Raw genomic sequence first — 12,751 nt, forward strand, 5'->3', positions numbered from 1 at the left:
GAGCCGGGCTGCATTTTCGTTTTAAGTTGTTAGTCAAGCATATTGCGCAGTACGTACTGTAAAATACCGCCATGTTTGTAGTAATCCCACTCTTTCGGAGTATCAATACGCACATCGGCACTAAAGCTAACTTGTTTACCTTCACTGTTAGTGGCAATTACACTGACTTCGTCGGTTTTATCGTATAACTCTTGAATATCAAATTGCTCTTGCCCAGTTAAGCCTAGTGATTCATGGCTTTCACCTTCTTTAAATTGTAAAGGAAGTACGCCCATACCAATTAAATTAGAACGGTGAATACGCTCATAGCTTTGTGCTATCACAGCTTTAATACCGAGTAATAATGACCCTTTTGCAGCCCAATCTCGCGAAGAGCCGGTACCATACTCTTTACCTGCTAGAACCACTAGTGGTATTCCACTTTCTTGATATGCCATTGCCGCGTCATAAATACTTTCTAGCTTATCATCAGGTTGAGTGCGGGTAACACCGCCCTCGGTACCAGGGGCTAGTAAGTTTTTAAGGCGCACATTAGCGAATGTACCGCGCATCATTACTTCGTGATTACCACGTCGTGAACCATAAGAGTTAAATTGTACTTTTTCAACCCCATTTTCTTGTAGGTAAAGCCCTGCGGGTGCCTCTGCCTTAATTGCGCCTGCTGGTGAAATATGATCAGTAGTCACCGAATCACCCAGTTTAGCTAAACAACGCGCACCCTCAATAGTTGGAATACCTGGTGGTTCAACACTCATACCATCAAAGAAGGGGGCTTTTTTGATATAAGTCGAAGCACCGTCCCAATCGTAAAGTTTACCATCAGGTATTTGAATTTTTTGCCAGCGACTGTCGCCATCGTAAACATTGGCGTAGCTTTTTTCGAACATCTCTTTAGTTACCGTACTTTTTACTAGTTCACTTACTTCTTTAACGCTCGGCCAAATATTTTTAAGGTAAATATCGTTACCATGCTTATCTTGCGCGAGTGGCTCGTTGTAAACATCAATATCGGTTCTACCCGCTATGGCATAGGCAACCACTAAAGGAGGAGACGCTAAAAAGTTCATTTTAACATCTTGATGTATGCGCCCTTCAAAGTTACGGTTACCCGATAATATTGAGCTTACAACTAATTTGTGTTTTTGAATCGCCTCACTAATTTCATCGGCAAGTGGGCCTGAATTACCAATACATGTGGTACAGCCATAACCAACTAAATTAAAGCCAAGCGCATCCAAGTCATCCATCAACCCTGCTTTTTCAAGGTAATCGGTGACCACCTGAGAACCTGGTGCAAGTGAAGTTTTAACCCAAGGTTTTACATTAATACCTAACTGACGTGCTTTTTGAGCTACTAAACCGGCAGCTAAAATAACACTTGGGTTAGATGTGTTTGTACAGCTAGTAATTGCAGCAATAACACAGGCACCATCATTTAACTCAAATTCTTCTCCATTAAAGTTTACTTTTGCTGCGCCCATAAACTGCGCTTCATCGATAGGCTCATCAGGGTTGATAGTAGGACCTTCGCTTTCAATACGCGCTTGCTCTTCATCGCTTTTATCACGACGTGCCATACGCTCGTCTTGAAAGTCTTTTAAGTGCTGACCAATAACCTTGCCGGCTTTATCCAAAGTAATTCTATCTTGCGGGCGTTTAGGGCCTGCTAGGCTAGGCACAACATCATCTAAAGTTAGTTCAAGCTTATCGGTATAATGTGCTTCGTCGCCATCGTTACGCCATAAGCCTTGGTGTTTAGCGTAATCTTCAATTAGTTTGAGCTGCTTCTCATCGCGATTAGTTAAGCGTAAGTAATTAATCGTTTCATCATCAATAGGGAAAATACCACAGGTTGCGCCATACTCTGGCGCCATATTAGCGATAGTTGCTCTATCGGCAAGTGGTAAGTCGGCAAGGCCGTCACCATAAAACTCAACAAACTTACCTACCACACCGTGGTTACGCAGCATTTCAGTAACAGTAAGTACTAAATCGGTTGCTGTAGTGCCCTCAGGTAAGCGACCATTTAATTTAACACCCACAACCTGTGGAATAAGCAAGCTAATAGGTTGGCCAAGCATGGCGGCTTCGGCTTCAATGCCGCCTACACCCCAGCCAAGTACGCCTAAACCATTAATCATCGTTGTATGAGAATCTGTACCGACTAGTGTATCTGGGTAGGCTAACGATTTGCCGTTTTTTGTATCATTAAATACTACGCGGGCTAAATACTCTAAATTCACTTGGTGAACTATACCGGTTGCAGGTGGTACAACTTTTAAGTTATCAAATGCGGTTTGTCCCCAACGTAAAAATTCGTAACGCTCTTTGTTTCGCTCATATTCTAATTTTGAGTTTAAGTCGAATGAACCATCTTTACCGTAACCATCCACTTGCACCGAGTGATCGATTACCAGCTCAGCAGGAGAAAGTGGGTTTATTTTTGCAGGATCACCACCGAGTTTTTCCATCGCATCACGCATGGCAGCTAAATCAACAATTGCAGGGACACCAGTGAAATCTTGCATTACTACGCGGGCTGGAGTGAAAGCTACCTCGGCAGAGGGCTTCGCTTTTGGATCCCAATCTAATAAGGCCTGAATATCTTGTTCTTTAATATTCACACCATCTTCATTACGTAGTAAGTTTTCTAGCAATACTTTTAACGAGAAAGGCAGGCGTTTGGCTTTATCGCCAAGTCCCATGAGCGAGTTGATATGATACTGCTCGCCATTGATAGTGAGCTGTTGTTGGGTGTCGAAACTATTTTTCATTATTTGTCCCTTCAATAAATTAGATTAATATTCTTGTAAAAGTGACCTCTGTAGTGATTTGCAAAGTGTGTACCATGATAAAAAATACCATATTGGATAATTTATTTTGGTCGTTATTTAAATAGAGATGAAGGCCAAAAGTTAAAATTCAAGGGATACTCTGAGTAATAATTGGCCACAAAACTAAACTCAAAAAAGTGCTATTTAAAGTAGTCCTGTTGTTTTAAATGGAAACTTAAATACACCAATGCAATCGCAATTATGGTGACTGCAATAGGCATAAAAATAGCGCTAATACCAAACAAGTTGATGCTATTAATAATCATAAAATTATAGTATTGCTGAGCTAAAACCGCTGCCAAAGAGATTATTAATGTTAATCTGGCTAGAGACTTTTTGAATAACAAAAGTACGCATCCTAATGCGCCGCCAAATACCGCAATAGCAAACGCTAAAGTAGCCCATAGAGGTTGGCTGTTATAAGCAAGTTGTTGTTCTTCAGGTAGTTTACTTATCATCTCTGGAGAGAGAAACAGCCGCATGACAAATGCAAGAATACCTAATATGTTCCATAATAAGGCGGTAATAAGTACGGGTTTTATCCAGCGGTTTGAGGTGTTTTCTGACATGTAAGCATCTATTTTTTATTATTGATATTCTATTAAAGAATAAAAAAGCCAGTGATGCAAACTGGCTTTTAATAACACATATAACTTAAGCAAATGTTAGCCAAATGAAATAGGGCGACGACCCGTTTTTTCATCAACTTTAGGCTTTTTAGTGCGTTTGCGTTTATTTTTAGCCGGCTCTGTTGTTGCTACTGGCGCGGCTTTTTCTGCTGTAACTGTTTCATCAATAACTGGACGTTCTGCTGGAGTGGCATCTTCACTTAACGTTAATTGAAACAACTCGCCATCAAATGCAAGTACATCACCGCTGTATAATTTTTTCCGTTTGATTGTACAAATTTCATGGTTAACACCGACATAGCCTTCGCTAATTAGGTTTTTTGCTTGACCACCACCTTCAACAAGATCTAATACCTTTAATAATTTGCACAGCTCTATAGGCTCTTCTTCTAACTCAACTTCTATATATTCTTCGTTCATCATGTTTCTCAGTGGGGGTGGTATTAGCTGTAGTATAAAGGCTCAGTGGCTATTTTGCACCAAAGTGAGCTTGTTAGGTGAGTTGATTATGTGATTTTTTATGAAACTTTGTATCTCTTTTTATAGTCTTTAAAAAAACTGAAGTAATTCAGGGTTAAGCTTCTCGCGAAAAAAATTACACATTGGCGCGCTAATTGCCAATATCGGCCGTATAAGAGATTGAATATAAATAATGGAGTAAAACATGGGCATAAGATTAGCGATGAAAAAAGAGCTAATGGGCTTAGAGCATTCAGATCTGTTAACCGCTGATGATGTAAGAGCGCATCTAGCACAACAGGTAAAAGAAGACACTGAACGTGGCTTTTCAGTTATCTCTAAGTTTAACGATACCCATAGCCAGCTAACTAGCGGGCTTAAAACCAAACAAAGTGAGCTAGTATTTGAGCGTCATCGGTTATTTAATGAAGTGCTGTACAAACGTCAGAGTGTCGATGCATGGCTAAATAACCAGACTTCAGGTTAAACAGCCAAATAAATTAAGTTGCGATTTTAAATCACTCCTTTAGACTACACTTGTAATCAACGGGGGTGATAATGAAAAATGGAATTTTAGCGTGTGCACTCATGCTATTGTTGAGTGCATGCCAACAGCCTACAGTGTATATATTTAGTAAAGGTTTATCGGACTCACAGCGCCAGCAGTTAGAGGCCGCACTCAAAACACAATCCCTACCTTACGAATATGTTGAGCATGACATTCCTCGGGAATTTGGCGTAGCTACTTTACTATTATCAAATGATAGAATTTTACGCCAAGAAACAGAGCAGTTAGCTACTATTATGCAAGGGTTAGGCTATCAACCCGAAATTAGCTACACCACACGCGCAAATCACTTTTATGGTGATGGTAATATCGGTTTTTACCTAAAAAATACTAATGCAGACGACGCTTTTACCATGCCTTCTCGGTTGCGAACAACCCAGTGCGAAAAAGATGAGTTTAATGACCTAGTCGTAACCTTTACTGATCAACATGCTGAGTTCACATTAATCAGCGGCGCAAAAGTCACATTGAAATGGGAATATTTATACGGCTATTTAGTTATTTACTACAGCAATTATTCACAAACCTACACTCATTCACAGCCATTGGTTAAGACTCCTTTTGGCGAAAAACCATCAGACACATATACCATAACAGCTCATGTAAATAAGCCAGGCTGGCTTAATTGCTCAATGCAGGTTGTTTATATGGATTAAGTTAACTGTTAACCGTGCTCTTCTATATGCTCCGAGAGTTTTGCAATGCGCAGGCTCATACCTTCAATAATACGGTCTTTAATTTTTTCGCGTATGACATTAGGTAGGCGGGTGAGAGCATCTGCAGTTATAGCCAGTACTATGGCGCTTTCTTTGGCGCGTGCATTAATACTGCGCTCTCGGTTATTAATAAATGCACCTTCACCAATAAATTCACCAGGTTCTATACTGCCCAGTTCCAGTAGGTGATTGTGTTTAAACACCATTAAAGATCCACTAAGCACAATAAACAGTCGCTTGTCGTTATCAAACTCTTTAAATAAAAACTGATTTTTATTTATTAAATAAAGTAAACCAAACGACTCAAGCAAAATCTGGCGCTCATTGAGTGTGAATTCTTTAAAAAAATCTAAGCGATTTATAATTTCCATTTGCTTAAACAAAGGGATGTTTTCAATTAACTTCATGCTTTCTCTATGCTTCTAACAATCAGCTAATATTGCGCTCTTTTAATTTTCGGGTCAACGTATTACGACCCCAACCAATTTTTACGGCAGCTTCTTGCTTATGGCCAGAACAATTAGCGAGGGCTGTTTTGATTAAGCGGGTTTCTAGCTGGGCTTGAATATCCGGCCAAATATTTTCTTTACCTTGTTTAAATTCTTGATTAAGCCACTGCTGAAATGAATCTAGCCAATCCCCTTCTTGGGTTGCGGCGGCATTATCAATAATTTCAGGAGGTAAATCTTGCTCGCCAATCAGCTCTCCTGGCGCCATAACGGTTAACCAGCGGCAGGTGTTTTCAAGTTGGCGAACATTCCCAGGCCAATTAAATAAACACAATTGTTTAATTGCTTTAGGGCTTAATATTTTGCTATCTACTTGCAGGTCTTTTGCACTTTTATGTAAAAAGTGTAGCGCTAAGCGCTCTATATCTTCGGGACGCTCGCGTAAAGCAGGTAAACGCAGGCGAACCACGTTTAAACGATGAAATAAATCATCCCTAAACTTACCTTGCTTTACCAGCTCTTCTAAATTTTGATGGGTAGCAGCAATAATGCGTACATCTACTTTTATACTTTGATGACCCCCCACGCGATAAAATTCGCCATCGGCCAATACACGCAATAAGCGGGTTTGTACATCCAGTGGCATATCACCGATTTCATCCAAAAATAAGGTACCGCCATTAGCTTGTTCAAAGCGGCCTTTACGCACGCTATCAGCCCCGGTAAAAGCGCCTTTTTCGTGGCCAAACAGTTCAGATTCAACTAATTCTTTAGGGATGGCGGCCATATTAAGGGCTATAAATTGGTTTTCTTTACGCGGGCTGTGGTTATGTAAAGCGCTGGCAACCAACTCTTTACCTGTTCCTGACTCACCGTTGATGAGTACGCTCATACTTGATGCTGACAGCTTACCTATAGCACGAAACACTTCCTGCATAGCCGGGGCTTCACCAATAATATGGGCACTTTTGGGGGGCGCGCTTTTACGTTTGGTTTTTTTAGTTGAATTAGCTCGATACGCACTTTCCACCAGTGCAACCGCTTCATTTAAATCAAACGGCTTGGCCAAATACTCAAATGCGCCTTTTTGGAATGCATTAACGGCTGAATCAAGGTCTGAGTGAGCGGTCATAATGATCACAGGTAGCCCTGGCGTTTGCTCTGCTATTAGCTCAAGTAATGCCATACCGTCCATGCCAGGCATTCGTACATCGGAAATTAATACGCTAGGTTGACTAAATTTTAGCGCGTTAAGTACATTTTGCGCATCTGCAAAACTTTCTACTTCAAACCCTGCGCGAGTCAGTGCTTTTTCTAGTACAAAGCGAATTGAGGCATCATCATCTACAAGCCAAGCTGTTTTCATGCAAACTCCAAAGTATTAATCTGTAAACGGCAGATAAATATTAAATTCAGTATGTCCCGGCCAACTATCACATTCGATATAGCCATCATGTTGATCAATCAAGGTTTGCGCTATAGATAATCCAAGTCCCGAGCCACCTTCTTTATTGGTGGTCATAGGGTAAAATAAGGTGTCGCGTAAATTGGCATCAATACCCGGGCCGTTATCCAATACTTGAATAAGGAGTGCCTTTTTAGGGGCTTTGCCAGGACGACGATGCTGGTAATTAATCCGCGTTTTTATTTTTATTTCGCCACCATCTACCAATGCTTGTTGTGCATTACGCACAATGTTTAGCACTACCTGTTGAACTTTGCTCTGATCAATATAAACATCAGGAATACTCGGATCGTAGTCTTTAACTAACCGAATATCGCGGTTGTTATCTAAGGTACTGAGTTTTACAACCGACTCTAATGTTTGATGTATATTGCCATACGATTTTTGCGGCAGCTGATTAGGCCCAAGGAGCCTATCAACTAATTCACGCAATCGATCGGCTTGTTCAATTATCAGTTCTGCACATTGATCTCTTTCTTGCTGATCACCTTCATACTGCAATAATTGCGCCGCCCCGCGAATTCCACCCAGTGGGTTTTTAATTTCATGGGCTAAACCGCGAATTAAGTTGCGTGCAGCTTGGTATTGATGCATTTGATTTGAGACTTGATCGTGCTTTATTTCGTCATCAGTTTGTCGACATTCAAATAAAATATAAAAGGTGTCGTTATGCTTTATTCGTCGTGTGCTTACCGCTAACTTTGCATGGCGAGAATCGATAAACACCACGTCAGCTCTATGCTGGTGGCAGTCTACACCATCAACCAACGAATACTGTGCAATACGTTTTAAGTCTATAGAATGGTAATTAAATAAATCATCGAACGCTTGTCCTGGTAAGCGCTTTTCGCCTAAGCCAAGTAATTCACTGGCACTGGTGTTGGCGTAAATGAGTGTAAAGCTCTCATCAAGTAACATCAGGGCGGTGGTTTGGTTTTGCCAAATTATATTTAGTAGCTCTGGGTTAAAATGTGTTTTGTTAATCATTATTGCACCATTTTAGTGCGCCTGGGGAGGTAGGCAAGGTTTTTAGTAAAATATACGCTAATTGTGCGTACTTAACTGCAATTACCGACCTATATTAAGGCCTTTGCGATGCATAAAAAATATACTTTCAGGGCTAGTTGCAATTACCTGGTTTTGTTGATTATAAAGTTTAACTTGTAATATGTGTTGCCCGCGCTCTACATCTCTTAACGCCAGCGTAGTGGTGTCACTAGGTTCACCAATGGCAACGCCATTTAAAAATAAACCAATGGTAAATCCAGCTTCAAACCGAGGCGCAATCTGAGTTGAAACATATACAGAGCCGGTGTTTTCTCTTATAGCTTGGTTGGGCTCTGGTGATGTAATGCTAATTTTAAACTTTACCGCTGTTTTAGTTGGTGAAGTATCAAGAATATCAGTATTTGTTGCAGGCATGTTGAAGTGTTGGCTAGTGAGCTTTACCTCTTTAGCACCAGGTTGAGGGGTATCTGAAAAAACCAGTACACCATTTTTATCTTTCCATGCGTAAATTTTTTTATTATTCGCATGGCTATTAAGGCTTAATATTAAAGCTATTAATAGCAATAAAACCTTACCTATCATCCTGCTAACCTGCATTGTTAAAACATACTTTACTTTAGTGTAGAACCGTTAAATTTACCATAAAAAAAGCCCGCAGAGCGGGCTTAAAACACACATTATTTATCGGTTAATAAATTAACAGCTGTAGTACATTTCAAACTCAACTGGGTGAGTTGTCATGTTAAGTTTTTCAACTTCTTTTGACTTAAGTGCAATGTAAGCATCAATTAGGTCGTTAGTAAATACGCCACCTTGGTTTAAGAACTCACGGTCTGCATCTAATGCCGCTAGTGCTTCATCTAATGAGGCTGCCACTGTTGGAATTTCTGCTGCTTCTTCAGCTGGTAAGTCGTATAAATCCTTATCCATCGCATCGCCAGGGTGAATTTTGTTTTTAATTCCGTCAAGGCCAGCCATAAGCATTGCTGAGAATGCAAGATATGGGTTAGCAGTTGGATCTGGGAAGCGCACTTCAATACGACGACCTTTTGCAGATGGAACCACTGGAATACGAATTGATGCTGAACGGTTACGGGCAGAGTATGCAAGCATTACCGGTGCTTCAAAGCCGGGTACTAAACGTTTGTACGAGTTAGTTGACGCGTTAGCAAAAGCGTTGATTGCTTTAGCATGTTTGATGATACCACCAATGTAGTAAAGCGCGTCTTCAGAAAGACCGCCGTACTTATCACCTGCGAATAAGTTTACGCCGTCTTTAGCTAAAGACTGGTGACAGTGCATACCTGAACCGTTATCGCCAACAACAGGCTTAGGCATAAAGGTTGCTGTCTTTCCGTATAAATGAGCCATGTTGTGTATAACATATTTCATTTCTTGGATTTCGTCTGCTTTTAATACCATAGTGTTAAAACGAGTTGCGATTTCATTCTGACCGGCAGTCGCCACTTCGTGGTGATGTGCTTCAACAACTTGCCCTAGCTCTTCAAGAACTAAACACGTTGCAGAACGCCAATCTTGGAAATCATCAACAGGTGCAACTGGGAAGTAACCGCCTTTAACACCTGGACGGTGGCCTGTGTTGCCATCTGCATATTCTTTATCTGAGTTCCAAGCTGCTTGCTTAGAATCAATTTTATACATTGAGCCTGACATGTCAGACTTGTATTTAACGTCGTCAAATACGAAAAACTCTGGCTCTGGACCAAATAAAACGGTATCAGCAATACCAGTAGAGCGCATGTACTCTTCAGCGCGTTTAGCTACTGAGCGTGGGTCGCGCTCATAACCTTGTAATGTAGAAGGCTCAACCACGTCACAACGAACGATTAGCGTTGTTTCTTCTGTGAAAGGGTCAAGCTTGATTGAATCTGCATCAGGTAATAACACCATGTCTGATTCATTAATGCCTTTCCAGCCAGCAATTGAAGAACCGTCGAACATTTTTCCATCTTCAAAAAAGTCTTCATCAACTTGATGATGAGGAATAGAAACATGTTGCTCTTTACCTTTTGTGTCAGTAAAGCGTAAATCAATGAACTTAACGTCATTTTCTTTAATAAAATCTAAAACCGATTGTGACATGTGTCCTCCAACTATTGGGTTTTATTATTGCTGCTTAGATACTTTAAATACTAACAAGCTGATTTTATGCCACTATTATAATCTATTGTTTTTTATGTAAAAATATATAAACAACATAAAGGTGATATAGATTAAGCACTGTTTTGGTGCGTAATAATTCCAAAAAGGTGCAACATTTACAGAGTCATAATTGCTTGCAAATTAATCACCTTAGACTAACACAAAGAAAATGCAAAATGCGCAGTAAAGTCGCTTTAAATTAACTCAAAACCACCTTTTGAGATAAATTTATAAAAATTAATCATAAAAATTAATTATTTTAAAACAAAGGGTTAATTATTTTATTGCGAAAGTTTGAAATTTTATTTTGGATAAACTTTCATCCATTCCATTTATAGGGGATAATATGCGCCCTTTTAAATCCTATGCTGGGACATCTCGTGAAAGCGCAGGTGAGTACGTATAGCCCCCTGCAGGATCAATGAGATCAATTTCTCTGAGTGAACATATGAGTATCGAAAAGTTAAGAAATATAGCAATTATCGCCCACGTTGACCACGGTAAAACAACATTGGTTGATAAACTACTTGAGCAATCAGGTACATTAGAAACACGCGGCGGTAATGAAGAGCGCGTGATGGATTCAAACGACATTGAAAAAGAACGTGGTATTACCATTTTAGCGAAAAACACCGCTATATCTTGGAATGATTACCATATCAATATCGTAGATACTCCAGGACACGCCGACTTCGGTGGTGAAGTTGAACGCGTACTTTCGATGGCTGACTCAGTACTACTACTTGTTGACGCTCAAGAAGGCCCAATGCCACAAACGCGTTTCGTAACGCAAAAGGCATTCGCGCAAGGCTTAAAGCCAATCGTTGTTATCAATAAAATTGATAAGCCAGGTGCTCGCCCTGATTGGGTTATGGATCAAATCTTTGATTTATTCGACAACTTAGGCGCAACTGATGAGCAGTTAGATTTTAAAGTAATCTACGCATCAGCAATCAATGGTTGGGCTACATTAGATTTAGACGAAGCATCAGATAACATGGAACCTATGTTCAAGATGATCGTTGACGAAGTATCACCACCGGATGCAGATCCTGAAGGTGACTTCCAAATGCAGATTTCACAGCTTGATTACAACTCTTATAAGGGTGTAATTGGTATCGGTCGTATTAAACGTGGTTCTGTTGCACCTAACCAACAAGTTACGGTTATCAGTGCAGACGGCACAACTCGTAACGGTAAGATTGGTTCAGTACAAAGCTACTTAGGCCTTGAGCGTATTGAAACTGATAAAGCTTACGCTGGTAACATCGTAACAGTAACAGGTTTAGGCGAGCTTAAGATTTCAGATACGCTTTGTTGTCCTAACAACGTTGAAGCATTACCACCACTAAGTGTTGATGAGCCAACAGTAACAATGACGTTCTCTGTAAACAACTCTCCTTTCTGTGGTAAAGAAGGTAAGTTTGTAACATCACGTAATATTCGTGAGCGTTTAGACAAAGAATTAGTACATAACGTAGCACTTCGTGTTGCTGATACAGATAACCCAGATAGCTTCCGTGTATCAGGTCGTGGTGAATTACACCTAGGTATCTTAATCGAGAACATGCGTCGTGAAGGTTACGAGCTTGCTGTTTCTCGTCCAGAAGTAATCTTACGTACTGTTGATGGTGTGTTAGAAGAACCGTATGAAACACTAACTATTGACTGTGAAGAAGAGCACCAAGGTTCTATCATGGAGCAAATTGGTCTTCGTAAGGGTGAACTTACTGACATGGCACCAGATGGTAAAGGCCGTATGCGTATGGACTTTATGATCCCAAGCCGTGGCTTAATCGGTTTCCAAACTGAGTTCATGACATTAACGTCGGGTTCTGGTTTACTTTACCATACATTCGATCACTACGGTCCGCACAAAGGTGGCGAGCTAGGTGTTCGTAAGAACGGTGTAATGATTGCAAACGCAACAGGTAAAGCACTTACTAACGCACTATTTAACTTACAAGAGCGCGGCCGTTTATTTATCGGTCACGGTGTTGAAGTTTATGAAGGTATGGTTATTGGTATTCATAGCCGTGATAACGACCTTACAGTTAACGCACTTAAAGGTAAGCAACTTACTAACGTTCGTGCATCTGGTACAGATGAAGCACAAACACTAACACCAGCACTTAACTATTCACTTGAGCAAGCGCTTGAGTTTATTGCTGATGATGAGTTAGTAGAAGTAACACCTGAGAACATTCGTATTCGTAAGCGTCATTTAACTGAAAATGAGCGTAAACGTGCGGGTCGTGCTCCTAAGTCATAATCTATTAATTTAGAACAATGATTTTAAAAGCCGCTGTATTGAAAGATACAGCGGCTTTTTTGTTTTTAAAGTAAGAGAAGCTTTCAGTTTTTAGTTATCAGTATTAAGCTCTAAAAGCGCAGCGCCTCTTACCCTCTTTGTAAAAAATTCACTTAAAAATATTTACACAAAGAGAAGAGAATGAGAAG

11 protein-coding genes are annotated in these 12,751 nt (G+C 40.3%); 3 read left to right on the forward strand and 8 right to left on the reverse strand.

Annotated elements, in window-relative coordinates:
* Positions 1-29: 29 nt before the first annotated feature.
* The 3 genes from acnA to FHG08_RS04590 form a co-directional block, all read right to left on the reverse strand.
* Positions 30-2,774 (reverse strand): aconitate hydratase AcnA, encoded by a 2,745-nt coding sequence (acnA, locus tag FHG08_RS04580; protein WP_178954597.1) that lies wholly within the window; start codon positions 2,772-2,774, stop codon positions 30-32.
* Between the two features lie 200 nt (positions 2,775-2,974).
* A complete protein-coding gene (locus FHG08_RS04585) occupies positions 2,975-3,403 on the reverse strand; it encodes a hypothetical protein (RefSeq protein ID WP_178954599.1) in 429 nt (142 codons plus the stop codon).
* Positions 3,404-3,499: 96 nt separating this feature from the next.
* Entirely contained in the window at positions 3,500-3,883 is a 384-nt protein-coding gene (locus tag FHG08_RS04590; protein WP_008108378.1) for an RNA-binding S4 domain-containing protein, read from the reverse strand.
* Positions 3,884-4,127: 244 nt separating this feature from the next.
* Between FHG08_RS04590 and FHG08_RS04595 the strand changes: the two genes are divergently transcribed.
* Positions 4,128-4,409, forward strand: coding sequence for a hypothetical protein (locus FHG08_RS04595; protein ID WP_008108379.1), 282 nt, complete (start codon positions 4,128-4,130; stop codon positions 4,407-4,409).
* 71 nt (positions 4,410-4,480) lie between these two features.
* Positions 4,481-5,146, forward strand: coding sequence for a hypothetical protein (locus FHG08_RS04600; protein ID WP_178954601.1), 666 nt, complete (start codon positions 4,481-4,483; stop codon positions 5,144-5,146).
* 8 nt (positions 5,147-5,154) lie between these two features.
* Here FHG08_RS04600 and FHG08_RS04605 read toward each other — a convergent pair whose 3' ends face one another.
* The 5 genes from FHG08_RS04605 to glnA all read right to left on the reverse strand — a co-directional run bounded on the left by FHG08_RS04605 (position 5,155) and on the right by glnA (position 10,231).
* Entirely contained in the window at positions 5,155-5,613 is a 459-nt protein-coding gene (locus FHG08_RS04605) for a Crp/Fnr family transcriptional regulator (RefSeq protein ID WP_008108381.1), read from the reverse strand.
* 22 nt (positions 5,614-5,635) lie between these two features.
* Positions 5,636-7,021, reverse strand: coding sequence for a nitrogen regulation protein NR(I) (gene ntrC / locus FHG08_RS04610; RefSeq protein ID WP_138570137.1), 1,386 nt, complete (start codon positions 7,019-7,021; stop codon positions 5,636-5,638).
* A gap of 15 nt (positions 7,022-7,036) precedes the next feature.
* Positions 7,037-8,107, reverse strand: a complete 1,071-nt coding sequence (gene glnL / locus FHG08_RS04615) for a nitrogen regulation protein NR(II) (protein WP_178954603.1) — start codon at positions 8,105-8,107, stop codon at positions 7,037-7,039.
* 81 nt (positions 8,108-8,188) lie between these two features.
* Positions 8,189-8,710, reverse strand: coding sequence for a DUF4124 domain-containing protein (locus FHG08_RS04620; protein WP_138606723.1), 522 nt, complete (start codon positions 8,708-8,710; stop codon positions 8,189-8,191).
* 114 nt (positions 8,711-8,824) lie between these two features.
* A complete protein-coding gene (glnA, locus tag FHG08_RS04625) occupies positions 8,825-10,231 on the reverse strand; it encodes a glutamate--ammonia ligase (protein ID WP_010392004.1) in 1,407 nt (468 codons plus the stop codon).
* A gap of 508 nt (positions 10,232-10,739) precedes the next feature.
* On the opposite strand from glnA, the gene typA reads away from it, so the two are divergent.
* Positions 10,740-12,563 (forward strand): translational GTPase TypA, encoded by a 1,824-nt coding sequence (gene typA, locus FHG08_RS04630; RefSeq protein WP_010392008.1) that lies wholly within the window; start codon positions 10,740-10,742, stop codon positions 12,561-12,563.
* The last annotated feature ends 188 nt before the right edge of the window (positions 12,564-12,751 follow it).

The organism is Pseudoalteromonas sp. Scap03 (genome assembly GCF_013393115.1).
In the GTDB taxonomy this organism is placed as follows: domain Bacteria; phylum Pseudomonadota; class Gammaproteobacteria; order Enterobacterales; family Alteromonadaceae; genus Pseudoalteromonas.